Annotated in this window: 15 protein-coding genes; 9 read left to right on the top strand and 6 right to left on the bottom strand. The window is 67.3% G+C overall.

Annotated elements, in window-relative coordinates; all coding sequences use genetic code 11:
- Positions 1-16: 16 nt before the first annotated feature.
- Entirely contained in the window at positions 17-3574 is a 3558-nt protein-coding gene (gene dnaE / locus AB4Y72_RS12820; protein WP_441426535.1) for a DNA polymerase III subunit alpha, read from the top strand.
- Positions 3575-3676: 102 nt separating this feature from the next.
- Here the strand turns inward: dnaE and AB4Y72_RS12815 are convergent, their stop codons facing one another.
- On the bottom strand, positions 3677-4135 hold the full coding sequence (locus tag AB4Y72_RS12815; protein ID WP_441426595.1) for a flavin reductase family protein: 459 nt from the start codon (positions 4133-4135) through the stop codon (positions 3677-3679).
- 198 nt (positions 4136-4333) lie between these two features.
- Between AB4Y72_RS12815 and AB4Y72_RS12810 the strand changes: the two genes are divergently transcribed.
- The 3 genes from AB4Y72_RS12810 (at position 4334) to nrdR (ending at position 7051) form a co-directional block, all read left to right on the top strand.
- Positions 4334-4930, top strand: coding sequence for a hypothetical protein (locus AB4Y72_RS12810; RefSeq protein WP_441426534.1), 597 nt, complete (start codon positions 4334-4336; stop codon positions 4928-4930).
- Between the two features lie 104 nt (positions 4931-5034).
- Positions 5035-6420, top strand: a complete 1386-nt coding sequence (gene hisD, locus AB4Y72_RS12805) for a histidinol dehydrogenase (RefSeq protein ID WP_441426533.1) — start codon at positions 5035-5037, stop codon at positions 6418-6420.
- Positions 6421-6547: 127 nt separating this feature from the next.
- Entirely contained in the window at positions 6548-7051 is a 504-nt protein-coding gene (nrdR, locus tag AB4Y72_RS12800) for a transcriptional regulator NrdR (RefSeq protein ID WP_441426532.1), read from the top strand.
- A 205-nt stretch (positions 7052-7256) separates the two neighbouring features.
- On the opposite strand, the gene ppgK is transcribed toward nrdR, so the two are convergent.
- Positions 7257-8060, bottom strand: a complete 804-nt coding sequence (ppgK, locus tag AB4Y72_RS12795; RefSeq protein WP_441426531.1) for a polyphosphate--glucose phosphotransferase — start codon at positions 8058-8060, stop codon at positions 7257-7259.
- A 105-nt stretch (positions 8061-8165) separates the two neighbouring features.
- The gene (gene map / locus AB4Y72_RS12790) at positions 8166-9044 is read right to left on the bottom strand and encodes a type I methionyl aminopeptidase (RefSeq protein WP_441426530.1); all 879 of its coding nucleotides are present in this window, start codon (positions 9042-9044) and stop codon (positions 8166-8168) included.
- A 117-nt stretch (positions 9045-9161) separates the two neighbouring features.
- Between map and AB4Y72_RS12785 the strand changes: the two genes are divergently transcribed.
- Positions 9162-9326 (top strand): SPOR domain-containing protein, encoded by a 165-nt coding sequence (locus AB4Y72_RS12785; RefSeq protein WP_441426529.1) that lies wholly within the window; start codon positions 9162-9164, stop codon positions 9324-9326.
- Between the two features lie 172 nt (positions 9327-9498).
- The gene (locus tag AB4Y72_RS12780) at positions 9499-11532 is read left to right on the top strand and encodes an alkaline phosphatase family protein (RefSeq protein WP_441426528.1); all 2034 of its coding nucleotides are present in this window, start codon (positions 9499-9501) and stop codon (positions 11530-11532) included.
- Positions 11533-11583: 51 nt separating this feature from the next.
- Here the strand turns inward: AB4Y72_RS12780 and AB4Y72_RS12775 are convergent, their stop codons facing one another.
- From AB4Y72_RS12775 to panB, 3 genes are all read right to left on the bottom strand, one after another.
- Positions 11584-12342, bottom strand: coding sequence for an MBL fold metallo-hydrolase (locus tag AB4Y72_RS12775; RefSeq protein WP_441426527.1), 759 nt, complete (start codon positions 12340-12342; stop codon positions 11584-11586).
- A 22-nt stretch (positions 12343-12364) separates the two neighbouring features.
- Positions 12365-12754, bottom strand: coding sequence for a PLDc N-terminal domain-containing protein (locus tag AB4Y72_RS12770; protein ID WP_441426526.1), 390 nt, complete (start codon positions 12752-12754; stop codon positions 12365-12367).
- A gap of 285 nt (positions 12755-13039) precedes the next feature.
- A complete protein-coding gene (panB, locus tag AB4Y72_RS12765) occupies positions 13040-13990 on the bottom strand; it encodes a 3-methyl-2-oxobutanoate hydroxymethyltransferase (protein WP_441426525.1) in 951 nt (316 codons plus the stop codon).
- Between the two features lie 261 nt (positions 13991-14251).
- Between panB and glnA the strand changes: the two genes are divergently transcribed.
- The 3 genes from glnA to AB4Y72_RS12750 all read left to right on the top strand — a co-directional run bounded on the left by glnA (position 14252) and on the right by AB4Y72_RS12750 (position 19171).
- Positions 14252-15592 carry a type I glutamate--ammonia ligase gene (gene glnA / locus AB4Y72_RS12760; RefSeq protein WP_441426524.1) on the top strand — a complete coding sequence of 447 codons (1341 nt, stop codon included), beginning with the start codon at positions 14252-14254 and terminating at the stop codon, positions 15590-15592.
- A gap of 9 nt (positions 15593-15601) precedes the next feature.
- Positions 15602-18613, top strand: coding sequence for a bifunctional [glutamine synthetase] adenylyltransferase/[glutamine synthetase]-adenylyl-L-tyrosine phosphorylase (locus tag AB4Y72_RS12755; RefSeq protein ID WP_441426523.1), 3012 nt, complete (start codon positions 15602-15604; stop codon positions 18611-18613).
- A gap of 141 nt (positions 18614-18754) precedes the next feature.
- The gene (locus AB4Y72_RS12750) at positions 18755-19171 is read left to right on the top strand and encodes a VOC family protein (RefSeq protein WP_441426522.1); all 417 of its coding nucleotides are present in this window, start codon (positions 18755-18757) and stop codon (positions 19169-19171) included.
- The last annotated feature ends 42 nt before the right edge of the window (positions 19172-19213 follow it).

The raw sequence follows: 19213 nt of genomic DNA, 5'->3' as shown, positions 1-19213 counted from the left end.
GCACTAGAATGGTCCGGTGACTTCCAGCAACGACTCGTTTGTCCACCTCCACAACCACACCGAGTACTCGATGCTGGACGGTGCCGCCCGGCTCGGTGAGCTGTTCGACGAGACCGAGCGGCTCGGCATGCCGGCCCTGGCCACGACGGACCACGGCTACCTGTTCGGCGCCTTCGACTTCTGGAAGCGGGCCACCGACCAGGGCATCAGGCCCATCATCGGCGTCGAAGCCTATGTGACGCCCGGGACCGCCCGCACGGACAAGACCCGCGTGCGCTGGGGCGAGGAGCACCAGCGCAAGGATGACATTTCCGGCGGTGGCTCCTACACGCACATGACGCTGCTCAGCTACAACAACGTGGGCATGCGGAACCTCTTCCGGGCCTCCTCGATCGCCTCGCTGGACTCCGTCTTCGGCAAATGGCCCCGGCTGGACCGTGAGCTGCTGAACACCTACTCGGAAGGGCTCATCGCCACCACCGGCTGCCCGTCCGGCGAGGTCCAGACCCGGCTGCGGCTGGGCCAGTACCGCGAAGCGCTGGAGGCCGCTGCCGAGTTCCGTGACATCTTCGGCGCGGAGAACTACTTCTGCGAGCTCATGGACCACGGCCTGGACATCGAACGGCGGGTCACGGGCGACCTCCTGCGCCTGGCCAAGGACCTGAACCTGCCGCTGGTGGCCACCAACGACCTGCACTACACGCACGAGCACGACGCCAAGGCCCATGAGGCGCTGCTGGCCATCCAGTCCGGTTCCACCCTCCTGGAGCCGACCTACGACAACGGCGGGTCCCGCTTTGCCTTCTCCGGCAGCGGCTACTACCTGAAGTCACCGCAGGAAATGCGGGAACTGTTCCGCGACCACCCGGAGGCGTGCGACAACACGCTCCTGATCGCCGAGCGCTGCGAAGTGTCGTTCAACACCGGCGCCAACTACATGCCCCGGTTCCCCTGCCCGGAGGGGGAGGACGAGACGTCGTGGCTGGTCAAGGAGGTCGACAAGGGTCTCCAGTACCGGTACCCCCAGGGCATCCCGGACAAGGTCCGCAAGCAGGCGGACTACGAGCTGGAGGTCATCACCTCCATGGGCTTCCCCGGCTACTTCCTCGTGGTGGCTGACTTCATCAACTGGGCCAAGAACAACGGCATCCGGGTGGGTCCCGGGCGTGGCTCCGGTGCCGGCTCCATGGTGGCGTATGCCATGCGCATCACCGACCTCGATCCGCTGCACCATGGCCTGATCTTCGAGCGCTTCCTGAACCCGGACCGCGTCTCCATGCCTGACTTCGACGTCGACTTCGATGACCGGCGCCGCTCCGAAGTGATCGACTACGTCACGCGCAAATACGGCGATGAACGTGTCGCCATGATCGTCACCTATGGCACCATCAAGACCAAGCAGGCCCTCAAAGACTCGTCGCGCGTGCTGGGCTACCCGTTCAGCATGGGCGAGCAGTTGACCAAGGCGCTGCCGCCGGCGGTGATGGCCAAGGACATTCCGCTGGCCGACATTCAGAACCCCCAGTCCAAGCGCTACAGCGAGGCCGGCGACTTCCGCCAGCTGATCAGCACGGACCCGGAAGCTGCCAAGGTCTTCGAGACGGCACTGGGCATCGAGGGCCTGAAGCGGCAATGGGGCGTGCACGCCGCCGGCGTCATCATGTCCTCGGACCCCATCATCGACGTCATCCCGATCATGCGCCGTTTCCAGGACGGCCAGGTCATCACCCAGTTCGACTACCCGACCTCCGAGGGCCTCGGCCTGATCAAGATGGACTTCCTCGGGCTGCGAAACCTGACGATCATTTCCGATGCCCTGGAAAACATCAAGATGAACCGCGGCATCGACCTCGACCTCGAAACCCTCGAGCTCGATGACGTGGCGTCCTACGAGCTGCTGGCCCGGGGAGACACGCTGGGCGTCTTCCAGCTCGACGGCGGGCCCATGCGCTCCCTGCTAAAGCTGATGAAGCCCGACAACTTCGAAGACATCTCCGCGGTGCTGGCCCTCTACCGGCCCGGTCCCATGGGCGCCAACGCGCACACCGACTACGCGCTGCGCAAGAACAAGATCCAGGAGGTCATCCCGATCCACCCCGAGCTCGAGGAACCGCTCTCCGAGATCCTGGGTGGCACCTACGGGCTGATCGTGTATCAGGAGCAGGTCATGGCCGTGGCGCAGAAACTCGCCGGCTATACCCTGGGCCAGGCCGACATCCTGCGCCGCGCCATGGGCAAGAAGAAGAAGTCGGAGCTGGACAAGCAGTTCGCCGGCTTCTCGCAGGGCATGCAGGACAACGGGTACTCCATGGCCGCGGTCAAAACCCTGTGGGACATCCTGCTGCCGTTCTCCGACTACGCGTTCAACAAGGCGCACTCGGCCGCCTACGGCGTCATCTCCTACTGGACCGCGTACCTGAAGGCGCACTATGCGCCGGAGTACATGGCGGCCCTGCTGACGTCCGTGGGCGACGACAAGGACAAGTCGGCCATCTACCTCAACGAATGCCGGCGGATGGGCATCACCGTGCTGCCGCCCGATGTCAATGAGTCGGCCCTGAACTTCACCCCCGTTGGCAACGACATCCGCTTCGGCATGGGCGCGATCCGCAACGTCGGCGTGAACGCAGTCGAAGCCATGGTGGCGGCGCGCGAAAAAGAAGGCGCCTATGCCTCCTTCAAGGACTACCTCCTGAAGGTCCCCGCGGTAGTCTGCAACAAGCGCACCATCGAGTCCCTGATCAAGGCCGGCGCCTTCGACTCGCTGGGCCATCACCGGCGCGCCCTGGCCATGATCCACGAAGAAGCCATCGACTCGGTCATCACCCTCAAGCGGAACGAGGCGATCGGCCAGTTCGACCTCTTCGCCGGCTTTGAGGACCAGGAGCCCGAGGCCTCGCTGAGCACGGAAATCCCCGACCTCCCGGAATGGGAGAAAAAGGACAAGCTGGCGTTCGAGCGCGACATGCTCGGCCTCTACGTCTCCGACCACCCGCTGCAAGGGCTGGAAGGTCTCCTGAGCCAGCACGCGGACCGGTCGATCACCTCGATCATCGCCGAGGACGGCCCCCAGGACGGCGCGATCGTGACCATCGCCGGCATGATCACCTCCCTTAGCCGGCGGATCGCCAAGGCCAGCGGCAACGCCTACGCCCGCGCCGAAATCGAGGACCTCGCCGGTTCCATGGAGGTCATGTTCTTCGGCCAGGTCTACGGCCCCATCGCCTCGGTGCTGGCAGAGGACCTGATCGTGGTGGTCAAGGGCCGCCTGCAAAGGCGCGACGACGGCGCCGTCACCTTGAACTGCATGGAACTGTCCGTCCCGGACCTCAGCGACAGCCAAAACGGGCCCGTGGTGATCACCATGGCCACGCACAAAGCCACCGAGGCAGTCGTCACCGAGCTGGGCGATGTCCTGCGCACACACCGGGGGAACTCCGAGGTCCGGCTGCACCTGCAGGGCGACACCCGGGTGGAGGTGATGGGTCTGCCCGTGCATCTGCGCGTCAACCCGAGCCCGTCGCTGTTTGGCGACCTGAAGGTGCTGCTCGGCCCGACGTGCCTGGACAGCTAAGTCGACGAGGCGGCTGATGCGATAAGGCGGCTGACCGGATAAGGCATACTGACGCAGCAGCACTGGCGCGGCAGCGCTAATGAATAGCAGCTGCCGGCGTGCTCAGATCTCGTAGTCCAGCGGGGCAGACCGGCTGTACGCCCCGGAGTAGTAGAGCAGGGGAGCGCCGTCCTCACCGACCTGGCCCTCCACCACCTCGACCACCACAACGGCGTTGTTCTCGAACGACAGCCGCATCTGCACCTTGCCGATCAGCCAGCCGGTGACGCCCTTCAGGACGGGCACCTCGTAGGGTCCGAGTTCCCAGTGGTCGCCGTCGAACCGGTTGCCGGCCCGGGCGAAGCGGTCGGCAAGCTCCTGGTTGTCCAGTCCGAGCATGTGCACGCCGATGTAGGTGGTGTTCGCCACGGCCGGCCACGAGCTTGAGGTCCTGGCCATGTTGAAGGTGAAGCGCGGCGGCTTGGCGGACAGTGACGCCACCGAGGTCGCCGTAAATCCGAACGGGACGCCGTTGGAGTTGGCGGTAATGATGGCTACGCCCGCCGCATGCCGGCGGAACATTTCCCTGAAAGTCCCCTCGGAGATTCCCTCATCTGTGGCCACTGCGATCCAACTCCCTGCTGCGCATGCGTGTCATGGTTCCTACCCTGCCAGCGTATTCCGCTTGCCAGCCGTAGGGGCGCTTTTGTTCAGGCTGCCGCCATGTCGGCTGGCGGCGTTTCGTGCGGAGCCGGCGGAATCCTTGTTACCGTTTGTTGCATGACACACCCCGCAGTAGACGGCCCTGTCCGGCACACCGCAGAGCCGGCAGACCCCGGCGAGCCCGCGCAGCTTGAGAAGCCCGCGCAGCTTGAGAAGCCCGCGCACCCTGAGCAACCCGTACCCGGCAGAACCCCGTGGCGGACGGCTGCGGTCATCGCGGCCGCCGGCGTCCCGGTAGGGCTCCTGTGGTGGCTTTTGTCGCCGTCGGGCCTGAACCTGCTGACGGGAGACCCGGACCTCGCCGCCGGAACCAACACCGCAACCTGGCTGCCCAGGGACCTCGTGCTGGCAGGACTGTGCCTGCTTGCCGGCTGCATTGCGGGGTCGTTCGTCGCCGGCACCAAACACGAACAGCCGCGGCCCGGCACCGTCCTCCTGGTGGTCCTTGCCGGCGTTGCCGGCTCGCTCATCGCGTGGGGAACCGGCATGCTCAGCGCGCAATGGTGGGGAGCGCCGGCCGATACGTCGGCCAACGCCAGCGTCGCCTTCTCACTGCGGTCCTATGCGGTCCTTGCCATTTGGCCCGCGGCGATCGCCCTGGCCATCTTCCTGAACACCCTCTTCCCGGGCTCCGGCGGCAAATCCCGCACCTGACGCCGGACTTCGCGGGGGACCTCCGTGCCGGCAGCCGAGGCAGGGCCGCGCCGCGACCGGGTCACAGCGTCGGCCCGCCGCGGCCGGGCACGTAAAATGGTCGGGTGAGCCTAACTCCTGACAGCACCGTGCCCCCGATTCCCGCCGCCCTCAACTTCCGTACGGTGGACGTACGCGGCCGGCACCTGTCCCTCGCCGGACTGCGCGCCGCCGTCCCCCGGGCACAGTCCGGCACCGTGGCCGACGCCGAGGACAAGGTTCTGGACATCATTTCCGCCGTCCGCACGCGGGGCTTTGCCGGCCTGCGGGACCTCGCGCTGTCCTTCGACGGCGTCGAGCAGACCCACCCCCGGGTCCCGGCCGAGGCGTTGCGCGCGGCGTTGGCGGACCTTGATCCCGCGGTGCGAGCGGCACTTGAGGAGTCCATCCGGCGGGCCCGCCGCTTCGCCGACGCCCAGCGTCCGGCGAACATCGACGTCGAGCTCGGCGAGGGCGCCGTCGTCAGTCAAAACTGGGTACCCGTGGCACGCGTGGGACTCTACGTTCCCGGCGGACTGGCCGTGTACCCGTCCTCGGTGATCATGAACGTGGTCCCGGCGCTGGCCGCCGGCGTCGAATCCATTGCGCTTGCGTCGCCGCCGCAAAAGAACTTCGGCGGCCTGCCGCACCCCACCATTCTGGCGGCGGCCTGCCTGCTGGGCATCGAGGAGGTCTACGCGATCGGCGGGGCCCAGGCCATCGCCACCTTTGCTTACGGCATCCCCGCCGATTCGTCCGGCCCCGACAGCCTGCCCGGGATCGAGCCCGTGGATGTGGTGACCGGCCCGGGCAACATCTTCGTCGCCACCGCCAAACGGCTGGTCAAGGGGGTCGTGGGAATCGATTCCGAGGCCGGCACCACCGAGATTGCGATCCTCGCCGACTCCACCGCCAGCGCCGCTCTCGTTGCCGCCGATCTCATCAGCCAGGCCGAGCACGACCCCAAGGCGGCATCGGTCCTCTTCACCGACTCTGAGACCCTCGCGGCCGACGTTCGTGGGGAACTCGAGCGGCAGGCTGCGGCAACCAAACACTCCGGCCGCGTCCTGGAGGCACTCTCCGGCCCGCAGTCCGGCGTCGTCCTGGTCGAGGATCTGGAACAGGGCATCGCCGCGTGCGACGCGTACGCCGCGGAACACCTTGAAATCATGACCGCCGATGCCGCCCGGGTGGCAAGCCGCATCCGCAGCGCCGGCGCCATCTTTGTGGGGGACTACAGCCCCGTGAGCCTGGGGGATTACTGCGCCGGCTCGAACCACGTGCTGCCCACCAGCGGCACTGCGGCCTTCTCTTCCGGACTGAACGTGACCACCTTCCTGCGCGCCATCCAGGTGGTCAACTACAGCCGCTCGGCGTTGGAGCAGGTCAGCGGGCACATCGTCAGCCTCTCCGGCGCGGAGGACCTGCCCGCTCACGGCGAGGCCGTCACGGCGCGGTTCACCGCCCGCTAATGCCCAGGCGCCGACCACTACATGTAGTAATTACAGGCTTGTTATTCAGCTACATCTAGTCGTAAACTGATCCCGGAGGCACACCGCGCTGTGCCCCGTTCAGGCTTGCGACAGGGGAGGAACCGACGTGTATTGCCCGTTCTGCCGAAACCCTGACTCGCGCGTGGTGGACAGCCGGATCGCCGACGACGGCTCCGCCATCAGGCGCCGCCGGCAGTGCCCCGAATGCGGCCGCCGCTTCACCACCGTGGAAACCACCAGCCTGACCGTCATCAAGCGCTCGGGCGTCGGCGAGCCCTTCAGCCGCAGCAAGGTCATTAACGGCGTCCGGAAGGCCTGCCAGGGGCGCCCGGTCACCGAAGACGACCTGGCGCTGCTCGCCCAGGAAGTCGAGGAGGCGATCCGGGGATCCGGTGCCGCCGAAATCGAAGCCCACGAAGTCGGGCTGGCGATCCTGGAGCCGCTGCAACGCCTCGACGAGGTTGCCTACCTGCGTTTCGCCAGCGTCTACCAGGCGTTCGAATCGCTGGAGGACTTCGAATCCGCGATTTCCCTGCTTCGCCATGAGGCCGAAACCAAGGGCCGGGACGGCAAGAACCCGCAGAAGAGTCCGCTCCAGGCGCCGTCGTAAATCTTGCTTGTGGCCAAGCCCAGTGCGGGCTAGTGCAGTTTATGGGATCCACCGCAGACTCCGGTGGTGGCAGCGGAGGGGAAGCCGCAGCCACCACCGGCTCCACTTAAAGGCACTTAAACGGATGAGCTATCAGTCCGGGTCGTTCCCAACGATGGGAACGACCCGGACTGATAGCTCATGTGGCTAGGTGTCTAGCTGCGGGCTATTTGGCCAGCTTGTGCTTCAGCGCGATTTCGATGGCAGCGCCCACGATGCCGGCGTCGTTCTTCAGCTCGGCCGGGACGATCGGGGTGCGGAGCTTCATGTGCGGCAGGTACTCGTCGGCGCGCTTGGAGATGCCGCCGCCCACGATGAACAGTTCCGGAGAAAACAGGAACTCCACGTGCGAGAAGTAGCGCTGCAGCAGCACGCTGTACTGTTCCCAGGTGAGCCCATCGCGCTCCCGGGCCACAGCGGAGGCCTTGGTCTCGGCGTCGAAGCCGTCGATTTCCAGGTGGCCGAGTTCGGCGTTGGGGACCAGCTTGCCGTTGAAGATGAAGGCCGAACCGATGCCGGTGCCGAGGGTGATCACCAGGACGGTGCCGGCAACACCTTCGCCGGCACCAAAGCGGGCCTCGGCGAGACCGGCAGCGTCGGCGTCGTTGATGACCTCCACGGGGCGGCCAAGACGCGCGGTGAGCATGCCATCGATGTCAGCCTCCAGCCATGACTTGTCCACGTTGGCGGCCGAGTGGACCACGCCATGCTGAATGATGCCCGGGAAGGTGACCCCGACGGGGCTGTTGGCGTCAGGGGCGTCGGGCCGGGCCGAGAGCTCCGCGACAACCTGGGCGACGACCTCGGTCACGGACTCGGGGGTGGAGGGCTGCGGCGTGGGGAAGCGCACGCGGTCACCGATCATCTTCCCCTTCTTCAGGTCCACGATGCCGCCCTTGATACCGGTGCCGCCGATGTCAATGCCGATCAGGGGGGCGTTCTTCTTCGACTTCTCGTCCTTCTTGGCCAATATCGTTCCGTTCGTGGCAGGGGCGGGCTGTGGGGACCGGCCGGGGCCGGAGGGGGTATCAGGTGAAAACCGGGATCTACCGGGAATGCCGTGTGGAGCGGGATGTCAGGGCAGCGTGAGGACCTCAGCGCCGGACTCCGTGACCAGCAGGGTGTGCTCGAACTGTGCGGTGCGCTTGCGGTCGCGGGTCACGACGGTCCAGTCATCGGCCCACATGTCCCAATCAACGGTGCCCAGGGTCAGCATCGGCTCGATCGTGAACACCATACCCGTTTCCATGACGGTGTTGTACGCGGGCGCGGCGTCATAGTGCGGAATGATCAGCCCGGTGTGGAAGGCCTCGCCGACGCCGTGCCCGGTAAAGTCGCGGACCACGCCGTAGCCGAAGCGCTTGGCGTAGGACTCAATGGTCCGGCCGATCACGTTGATCTCGCGTCCCGGCGCGACCGCGCGGATGGCACGGTTCAAGGACTCCTTGGTGCGTTCGACGAGGAGCCGGGATTCCTCGTCGACATCGCCGACCAGGAAGGTGTAGTTGGTGTCGCCATGCACCCCGCCGATGAAGGCCGTGATGTCGATATTCAGGATGTCGCCGTCCTGGACAACGGTGGTGTCCGGGATCCCGTGGCAGATGACCTCATTGAGCGAGGAACAAAGAGACTTCGGAAAGCCACGGTAGCCGAGGGTGGAAGGGTACGCGTGGTGGTCCAGCAGGAACTCGTGGCCCACCCGGTCCAGTTGGTCCGTGGTGACGCCGGGTTCGATGTGCTTGCCGACCTCCACAATGGCCTGGGCCGCGATCCTGGAGGCGATCCGGATCTTCTCGATGGTCTCAGCCGACTTGACCTCGGATCCGGTGAATTTGGCCGGGCCGGGCTTGCCCACATATTCCGGGCGCGGGATAGACGGCGGTACGGCAAGCTGCGGGCTCACTGTTCCCGGGACAAGCGTGCCGATGGGTGCAGTCGAGGCTAGAGAAGGCATAGATTGATCATATAAGCCCCCGGGCACAGCCCGGAAAACAGAGCCCGGAAAACACAGCCCGGAAAACACGCCCCGACGAATGCAGCCCGGAACACCTCGGCCCACAAAGGAGCATCAATGCCCGAATACTGGTACAACGTCAACACGCACGAGATCGAAGAGGACGCGATGTCCGACTGGAGCCAGTTGATCGGGCCGTACAAAACCCGTGAGGAAGCCCAGCACGCGCTCGAAAAGGTCAAGGCGCGCAACGAAGCGTGGGACAAGGACGAGGACGACTAGACCGATTCCGCCGGCCCGGGGCTGCGCGGCCGGATCGCGGGGCCGGTACCGTCGCGGTTAATGTTGACGGGGACTGACAACGGCAACTGACAGCGCTGGCTGATTTTTCTCCCTGTCATTCTCACCCTGTGAGGGTGAGTGCCAGCCGCTCCGCGCCAGCCATACTGGGAAAATGCCGACGAGCGTCACCCGCACCCGCGGCGTCCGAGCCACCGACCTCGCCAGGCTCGGCGCTGCCTGGGCTGCCTCGACTGTAGCCCTGATCATCACCGGCGCGCTCTTGCCGGGGTTCTCGGCAACCAGTTGGTGGACCTACGCCGCCGTGGCCGCGGCGGCCGGCGTCGTGGGCCTGGTCTTCCGCCCCGTCCTGGTGGAGATCTCGGCCAGGGTGGGCTGGGTGGCGGTGCTTCTCACCGCTCTGATCGGACAGGCCCTGATCATGTACGTCGCCATCCGTCTGGTGCCAGGCATCGAGTCGACGGTATGGACCGCCGTGGCCGCAACCTGGGTCAGTGCCGTCGTCGGCACGCTCATCGCATGGGCTGCCACCGCCGGAACGGATGACGGCCTGGTCACCTCGCTGGCCGGAAGGGCACGACGGCGGGAAACGGTGACCGATCCGGAGGTTGACGGCGTGCTGTTCGTGCAGCTCGACGGTGTCCCCTTCCCCGTGCTGCAGTGGGCCGTCCGGTCCGGGGCAGTGCCCCATATCCGGCGCTGGCTGACCTCGGGGGAGTACACGTACCGCGAGTGGACCCCGCAACTGCCGTGCACCACCCCGGCCAGCCAGCTGGGCATCCTGCACGGCACCGTAGACGGGGTTCCCGCCTTCCGGTGGTACGACCGTGAGCTCAACCGGCTCCTGGTGGCCAACCGCCCGGCCGACGCGCGGGTGATAGAGGAGAGGCACAGCACCGGCCAAGGCCTTCTGTGCGACGACGGCGTCTCTATTTCGAACCTGTTCACCGGCGACGCGCCCCGATCACTCATGACCATGAGCCGGGTGGAGGTCGGGCGCGGCTCCACCCGGACCCGTCGCGCGTTTGCCTGGTTTGTGGCCTCGCCGAACGGGTTCATGCGTAGCCTCACGCGGACTGTCGGGGAGATTCTCAAGGAGCGGTGGCAGGCCCGCAGACAGGTCAAACGCGACCTCAACCCGCGGGTGCATCGGGACTGGACCTTCGCCCTGCTGCGGGCGGTCACCAACAGTCTGCTGCGCGACCTGAACACGGCCCTGGTCGCAGAGGAGCTGCGGCGCGGCACGAAGAGCATCTATGTCGACTACGTTGACTACGACGAGATCGCCCACCACGCAGGCATGTTCCGGCCCGAATCGCTCGCCGCCCTGGACGGCCTGGACCGCACCCTGGCTTCCCTGGCCCAGCTCGCCGAGGCCGCTCCCCGCCGCTATCGGCTGGTGGTGCTCTCGGACCACGGCCAGTCCCAGGGCACCCCGTTCGCCGACCAATACGGCCAGACGCTCGGCGACCTGTGTGCGGAACTCATCCACGAACAGGTCCAGAACGTGGATGCTTCCGTCGAAGGGCTGGGGCGCGCGGACTCCATCGCCGGCGACATCGCGAGTGGCGGGATGACCGGGAAAATCGCCGTGCGTGCGGACCACGTGCTCACCAAGGCGCAGCAGACTCCGGCAGCCGGCCCCGACGCCGAGGAACCGGTTGTGGTGGTGGGCTCGGGCAACCTGGGCCTAGTCTACGTGCGCGGGGACCGGCGCTGGACGCTCCAGGCTCTCGACAGGGAGTGGCCGGCCCTGATTCCCGGTCTGGCGAAGCATCCCGGCGTGGGCTTCGTCGCCGGCATCGATGAAGACGGCCGGCCGTGGGCGATCGGCAGCGGCGGCCGCATCAACATTGCAAGCGGTGCGGCGGAGGGAACCGACCCGCTGGCCCGCTACGGTGCCCATGCCGCGCGGGTGCTCCGACGCGCGCTGATGCTCCCGGAGGCGCCCGATCTCTACGTCAACAGTACGGTTGATCCGGTGACGGACGACGTCGCGGCGTTCGAAGGCTTGGTCGGGTCCCACGGGGGCCTCGGCGGCTGGCAGGACCGCGCGGTGCTGCTCGGCCCGGCCGATCTCATGGCGGGACTGCCCGTGCGGATAGAAGGCGCCGGCGAACTCCACCGGGTGCTGGTGGCGATGCTCGAGACCTGTGGCCAGCGCGCCACGACCAAGTCCCGAGGTTGAGCGACCGCACTGTCAGGGCTGCCCTTGGATAGGCGGCGTCCAGCGGCCGGCTCACTCGGGCGCAGCCCACGACTGGCCGGGGGCGAGGACCACCGCCGTGCAGCCAGGCGCCTGCTCCGCCACGGCGTCAGCAAACCGGCGTCCCGGCTGCTCGAGCCAGCTCCGGGCAAAGTGTGTGACGAATGGGGGGTGCAGCGTCCCCCAGTGCACCGGCACGGCGAACCGCGCGTCGGCCATCGCGACGGCCCGGGCAGCGGTCTCCGGATTCAGATGTCCTGCCGAGAGCCTCGGCCCCCACCCCCAGACCGGTACCAGGGCGACATCGATGGTCCCTCCCGCCATGGCGGGGAGCGCGGCCATCGCCGGAAACAACCCCGTGTCCCCGGCGATCCACGTGATCCCCGAGGGGCCGCGAACGAGCTGGCCGTTGGCGTCGTTGGGACGGTGCGGCATGGGGCGGCTTCGATGCTCTGCGGGGACCTGGCGGATCTCGACCCCGCCGCCCACCGGAGTCCAGCCGTCTCCCAGGGAGACTGTGTGCATTAACTTCCGGCGCCTCAGCCAGGCAACGTTTGCCGGGGCGCTCATCAGGGTTGCCCCGCCCAGCATCCGCAGGGAACGCAACTCTGCGTGGTCGTGGTGCAGGTGGGAGAGGAGCACAACGTCCGGCCCGCTCCACGACGCCGGGTCCGGCCGCGGTGCCAGGCGGCGAAGCAGCCCGGCATGAGGACGGAGCAGCGGATCGGTCACTACCCGAATCCCGTCGATATCAAGGACCACCGAGGAGTGACCGAGCCAGATGAGCCTCATGCCGGGCGCGCCCGCCGATGCGTCAGGCCATGGCCTTTGCCTTGAGGGAGTCAAACTCGGTCTGATTGATGGCCCCGGAATCGAGCAGTGCCTTGGCGTCGGCGATCTGGGCGGCCGGGGTGGAAGTTGTGCCTGCGGCCTGCTTGATGTACTCCGTTTGCGCGGCCTGCTGCTGGGCCACCCGGGCCATCTGCCGCTCGGCCATGCTGCGGCCCCGGGCGATCAGGTAGATGAAGGCGCCGAGCCAGGGCACGAAGATCATCAATAACGCCCAGCCGGCCTTGGCCCAGCCGCTGAGCTCGTGGTCGCTGAACATGTCAAACAAGCAGCGGAAATACACCGTCAGTGCGGCGATCCAGATGAAGAACCAGAAACTCCACACCAAGATGTCCCAGAAGCTAGTCGTGCCCATCGCTACTCCTTCAATCGTGTCCGCCGGAGCCTGACCCAGAGCACTTCGCGCATGAATCAGTCCGGACCGGCGGAACATCTGCCGGGGCCCTGTTGCAGGCCTTAATGGTCAGCCTGCCCGGACGCGGGGCCCAACGCATCCCCCGTGAAGGATGAGGTGTCGCCCCAGTTCAGGGTCTAACCGTCATTACCGAACGCCCCGCGGCACGCCACAGTTGCCACGCCGACGGGCTGCTTCCCCTCCCTGGGACCGGAGGGCGACACGTCACTGAGAAGGGGCGGGTGCCTAGAAGGAGTGCTCGGGGCCGGGGAAGTGGCCCGAGCGCACGTCCTCCCCGTAGGCTTTCGCGGCGTTGCTGAGCGAGGTCCGGAGATCCGCGTACTGTTTGACGAATTTCGCCATCTTTCCGCCGCGGAGGCCCGCCATGTCCTGCCAGACCAGCACCTGTCCGGTAGTCGCGTTCCCGGCGCCGATGCCGACGGTGGGGACGTCGACGGCGGCATCGACGGCCGCCGCCGTCGTGGCCGGGACCATTTCCATCAGCACGCAAAACGCGCCCGCGTCGGCCAGCGCGACGGCGTCGTCGATCAACCGCGAGGCGTCATCGCCACGGCCCTGCACCCGGTAGCCGCCGAGGGCGTGCTCGCTCTGCGGGGTGAAACCGATGTGCGCCATGACCGGGATGCCGGCCTGGACCATGGCGCGGACGGTGTCGGCATAGAATTGCCCGCCTTCGATCTTGACGGCGTGGGCCAGGCCCTCCTTCAGGAAGCGCACGCCGGTGGCGACCGCCTGCTGGGCGGAGACTTCGTAGCTGCCGAAAGGCAGGTCCGCGACCACCAGGGCCCGCCGCGCGGAGCGGGCAACGGCCCTGCACAGCGGCAGGAGCTCGTCCACCGTGACGGGGAGGCTGGTCTCGTTGCCGAAGACGTTGTTGGAGGCCGAGTCGCCCACCAGGAGCACCTCGATGCCGGCCTGGTCGAAGATCTCGGCCGTGTACTGGTCGTAGGCGGTGAGCATGGCGAAGTGCTCGCCCCTGACCTTCGCCTGGTGGAGATGATGGGTGCGGATCCTGGCGGCAGGTTTCGGGGACGCCGCCGTCCCATCACTGTTCAAGGCGCCGGAGGCGCCGGAGGCGCCGGCGGCGCTTGCTGCGCCGGCCGCGGCCGGGCCGTTACCGTAGGGGGCCGCAAGTTCGGCGGGCGTGCTGGAATCGGGGCTGTTGCTGGTGGCCATGCCACGAGCGTAGTGCGGTACCGGCCGCAACAGCTACCGGGGAACCGGCCCAAGCCGGTGAATCACGTCACACGCGCGGCGTCTCCGGTTGCCCGATGCCGCCGGAGAGCGCAATTTCCTCCGCCTTTGTGTTAACGGTGTGTTACGCGGAGGTCCGGCTTCAGCAATCGGTGCCAATGATTAGTAAAGTGAACCGTGAGCAGCCCCGGGCCCAGGCAAGTCGGGCCCGGGGACGGATGGAAGAACCGGAAAGAGGCCAGTATGGACCGCCAGCAAGAGTTTGTCCTGCGGACGATCGAAGAGCGCGATGTGCGGTTCGTGCGGTTGTGGTTCACCGACGTCGTGGGGTCGCTCAAGTCTGTGGCTCTTGCCCCGGCGGAGGTGGAAGGCGCCTTCGAAGAAGGACTCGGGTTTGACGGGTCCTCGATTGAGGGCCTGGCCCGCGTCTTTGAATCCGACATGCTCGCCCAGCCGGATCCGGCCACGTTCCAGATCCTGCCGTGGCGCGGCGAGACCGAAGCGACCTCGCGCATGTTCTGCGACATCCTGACGCCCGACGGCGAACCCTCCGCAGCCGATCCCCGGAACGTCCTCAAGCGCACGCTCGCGAAAGCGGCGGACATGGGCTTCACCTGCTACACCCACCCCGAAATCGAGTTCTACCTGCTCAAGTCCCAGGAGCCCGGCCCCGACGGGTCGCCCGTGCCCGTGGATGAGGGCGGCTACTTCGACCACGTCCCGGGCGGCGTGGCCCAGGACTTCCGCCGGACCGCCGTGACCATGCTCGAATCCGTGGGCATCTCCGTGGAATTCAGCCACCATGAAGCCGGCCCGGGCCAGAACGAGATCGACCTGCGGTACGCGGACGCATTGCAGACCGCGGACAACATCATGACGTTCCGCACGGTAATCAAGGAAGTGGCGCTGCAGCAGGGCACCTACGCCACCTTCATGCCCAAGCCCTTCACGGCCCACCCGGGCTCCGGCATGCACACGCACTTCTCGCTGTTTGAAGGAGACACCAACGCCTTCTACGAGGCCGGGGCGGAGTTCCAGCTCTCGGAGACGGCGCGTCAGTTCATTGCCGGCATCCTCAAGCACGCGCCCGAATTCACGGCCGTCACCAACCAGTTCGTGAACTCGTACAAGCGGCTCTGGGGCGGGGGAGAGGCGCCGAGCTACCTGAGCTGGGGCCACAACAACCGCTCCGCGCTGGTCCGCGTCCCGCTGTACAAGCCGGGCAAGGGCCAGTCCGCGCGGATCGAGTACCGCGGCATCGACTCCGCCGCCAACCCCTACCTGGCCTACGCCGTGCTCCTCGGTGCCGGCCTCAAGGGCATCGAGGAAGGCTACCAGCTCCCCGCGGCGGCGGAGGACGACATCTGGTCGCTGAGCACGGCCGAACGCCGCGCCATGGGGCACGACCCGCTGCCGGCGAGCCTGCACGACGCCATCCGGACCATGGAGGAGTCTGAACTGATGCCGCAGATCCTCGGCGAGCAGGTGTTCGAGCACTTCCTGCGCAACAAGCGGGCAGAATGGCAGGACTACCGGCTTCAGGTGACGCCCTACGAGCTGCAGCGCAACCTCGGCATTCTGTAGGCGGCCCCGGTGAGCCTGGCACGACGCCTGATTGCCGCCGGCTTCAGTGACCTCGACAAGGGCGAACGGTTCCTGGCTGCTCGGGAACTGGAGGGGCTGGACCAGGATGCCCTCTTTGCCGGGCTGCAGCTGGCGGCAAACCCGGACGCGGCCCTCCAGTCTTTGGTGCGGCTGATCGAGAAGCATCCGGCCCTGCGCACGCGGGCCGTCGCGGACCCCGAAATCAGCGAGCCGCTGTACCGGGTCCTGGGCGCCTCGGAGGCGCTCGGCGAATTCCTGATCCGCCACCCCGAACACCTCGATGCCTTCGACGTCCACCCCAGCCCGGAACCGCGGGCCGCGGACGCGGCGGCCCTGCGGGCCCGGCTGCTGAAGTCGGTGCATGCCGAGCCAAAGTCTGCCCGGCCGGTGGCTGGACTCACCGGGCAGGAGGCCTACGCCGCCCTGCGGACCGCCTACCGGCGCGGGCTCGTGGAACTCGCCATCAAGGACCTTTGCGCGGCCGATCCGCTGGACTTCATGCCGGCTGCCGGCGCGGAACTGGCCGACCTCGCCGGCGCGGCCCTTGAAGCGGCCCTCGCCGTGTCCCGGGCCGAGGCGGCGGAAAAGTTCGACGCCGCGGAGGTTGCCGACGTCGGGCTCGCCGTCATCGGCATGGGCAAATGCGGCGCCCGCGAACTGAACTACATTTCCGACGTCGACGTCATCTACGTGATCGATTCCGGCACGCTGGAGGACGTCCGCGCCACCACGATCGGCACCGCCCTCGCCTCCGGGATCTCCAGGGCGATCATGTCCACGAGCCGCGAACCCGGGCTCTGGGAAGTCGACGCGAACCTGCGGCCCGAGGGCAAATCCGGGCCGCTCGTCCGGACCCTGGCCTCGCATGAGAGCTACTACGCGCGCTGGGCCGAAAGCTGGGAGTTCCAAGCCCTGCTGAAGGCCCGCACGATCGCCGGTGACACCGCCCTGGGGGCACGCTACGAGGCGGCCGTGACGCCGCTGATCTGGTCCTCGGCGGGCCGGGAGGGGTTCGTCGAATCCGTCCGCGCCATGCGCCGCCGCGTCACCGAGCATATTCCGGCCGATGAGGAACAGCGGCAGATCAAACTGGGCCGTGGCGGACTGCGCGACGTCGAATTCACTGTCCAGCTGCTCCAGTTAGTGCACGGCAAGTCCGATGAATCGCTGCGCTGCCGGGACACCACCTCGGCCATCGCGGCGCTCTCGGCCGGCGGGTACATCGGCCGCTCGGACGCCGCGGAGTTCGACCGCGACTACCGCTACCTGCGGCTGCTCGAGCACCGGATCCAGCTGTTCCAACTGCGCCGGACACACCTCATGCCGGTGAACGAAGCGTCGCTGCGCTCCCTTGCCAAGGCCGTCCTGGGGCCGTTTTCCGCGGAGCGGCCCAAGCCGGACGCCCTGGTCGCCGCATGGCGAAAGACCAAGCGCTCCGTCCGCGAACTCCACGAACGCATTTTCTACCGCCCCCTGCTCAACACCGTCGCGACCCTCAGCAGCGAAGAGGCGCGCCTGACTCCGGAGGCCGCGCAGGGCCGCCTCGCCGCCCTCGGCTACCTCGATCCCCGCGGCGCCATGCGGCACATCGAGGCCCTCACCGCCGGGGTCAGCCGCCGCGCGGCACTCCAGCGCCAACTCCTGCCGATCCTGCTGGACTGGCTCGCCGACGGTGTGGACCCCGACGCCGGGCTGCTCGCCTTCCGGCGCGTCAGCGAGGCCCTCGGCACGACGCACTGGTACCTGGGCATGCTCCGGGATTCGACGGCGGCGGCCGAGCGGCTCTGCCACGTGCTCGCCAACTCGCGGCTGATCTCGGACCTGCTGGAAGTTTCGCCCGAATCCGTGGCGTGGCTCGGCACGGACAAGGAACTGGTCCCGCTCAGCTTCGAATCTCAGTGGCTCGAGATCACCTCGAAGATGTCACGGCACGCGGACCCCGAGAGCGCCATGCGGCTGATCCGGCTGATCCGGCGCCGGGAAATCCTCCGGGTCGCCATCGCGGACAGTGCCGGGCTGCTGGACCAAGACCAGGTGGGAGAGGCCCTCGCCGACACGGACCGGGCAGCCGTTCTGGGAGCTCTGCGCGTCGCGGAGACGATCATCACCGCCGAGGAACCGCTCAAGACCCATGTGCTGGTGGTGGCCATGGGCCGGCAGGGCGGCCGGGAGATCGGCTACGGCTCGGACGCGGATGTCATGTATGTCCACCGCGGACTCCCCGGTGTGCCGGATGAGGAAGCGCAGGCCCAGGCCCTCCAGATAGTAGGCAAGCTCTCCAGCCTGCTGACCCAGCCGCTGAAGCCGGCGATTCTGGCCGAACGGGTCTTGTCAGTGGACGCGGACCTTCGCCCCGAGGGCAAGAGCGGACCCATGGTGCGGTCCCTGGAGTCCTTTGCCGAGTACTACCGCCGATGGTCCCTCGTCTGGGAGGCGCAGGCACTGCTGCGGGCACGCCCGATGGCCGGCGACGACGCACTGGCGGCGGACTTTATGGCCCTGATCGATCCGATCCGGTACCCGGAGGCACTCTCGGACCAGGACGTGCGCGAGGTCCGGCGGGTCAAGGCCAGGGTGGAAGCGGAACGCCTGCCGCGCGGCGCCGATCCCGCCAGACACCTGAAGCTGGGCCGCGGCGGCCTGAGCGACGTCGAATGGCTGGCCCAGCTGCTCCAGCTCCGCTACGCCGGCCAGCACCCTGAACTCAGGACCACGTCCACCGTGGAGGCCCTCGAGGCAGCTGCCACCCTGGACCTGATTGACGCCGGGGACGTCGTGATTCTGCTCCGGGCCTGGCGGCTGGCGAGCCGGATCCGTTCGGCCAATGTCATCTGGACCGGCCGCGCCTCGGATCTGCTGCCCTCCTCCCGCCGCGACCTGGAAGCCGTCGCCCGCTGGTGCGGCTACGGGCAGGGGAATGCCGCGGCGCTGGAGGAGGACTACCTGCGCCTGAGCCGGCGCGCCCGGGCTGTTTTTGAACGTGTCTTTTACGGGCAGTGACACCAGCTGGGTCCCGTCCGGCTGCTGACAGGACCCTACTGCGGCCCAGCTGGCACAGGCCCTCCTGGCACAGGCCTACTGACACAGGCCTACTGACACGGGCCTACTGACACAGACAGAGTGCGGTGCTACCTTGGGCGGATGGCCAGGCAACTCTTTGTGAACCTCCCCGTCAGCAACCTCGACAGAACCGTTGAATTCTTCACGGCGCTGGGATTCTCCTTCAACCCGGACTTCACCGATGAGAATGCGACCTGCATGATCGTCAACGACGGCGCGTACGTGATGCTGTTGGTGGAGTCCTACTTCAAAACCTTCACCGCCAAGTCTGTGGCCTCCACGACGGCCAGCGCGGAGGTCATCATGTCTTTCTCGCTGGAGAGCAGGGAAGCCGTGGACCAGGCCATCCGCACCGCCCTGACCTCCGGGGGCAGGGCATCGGAAGAGGCCCAGGACTTCGGCTTCATGTACACGCACAGCTTCCAGGACCCGGACGGGCACCTCTGGGAAGTCTTCTGGATGGACCCGGCCGGGCCGCCCAAGGACGCGGCGCTGTAACCGCGGTACCCCATCGGGGCCCTGCGGCTGGCGCGGGTACGC

This window comes from Arthrobacter sp. YAF34 (assembly GCF_052113245.1).
GTDB lineage: Bacteria > Actinomycetota > Actinomycetes > Actinomycetales > Micrococcaceae > Arthrobacter.
Note: the sequence above shows the minus strand (reverse complement) of the source record. Positions and strands in the feature narration are given on the sequence as shown.